We start from the raw sequence: 321 nt of genomic DNA on the forward strand, positions 1-321 counted from the left end.
GTGTTCAGGTAGCGAGAGGCTATTTGAACAAGGAAGAACTAACTAAAGAGAAGTTTATAGTAAGTCCATTTAAGGAAGGTGAACGAATTTATAAGACAGGCGATTTAGCGCGTTGGCTGCCGGATGGAAATATAGAATATATCGGCAGAAAAGACGATCAGGTTAAGATCCGCGGTTATCGCATCGAGCTGGGAGAGATTGAGAATGTCTTATCATCTTTACCGGGAGTAACACAATGTTGTGTACTGGCTAAGGAAGATACAGTTGGCAGTAAGCGTCTGGTTGGTTATGTTGTACCTGAAGGTGATTTCGATAAAGAAG

Annotated in this window: 1 protein-coding gene; it reads left to right on the forward strand. The window is 42.1% G+C overall.

Annotated features, from left to right (window positions below):
* On the forward strand, window positions 1–321 hold a 321-nt coding region (locus ACHRWY_RS27645; RefSeq protein ID WP_395359246.1), incomplete at both ends, for a hypothetical protein.

It is taken from the genome of Flavobacterium sp. FlaQc-48 (assembly GCF_044007335.1).
GTDB lineage: Bacteria > Bacteroidota > Bacteroidia > Flavobacteriales > Flavobacteriaceae > Flavobacterium.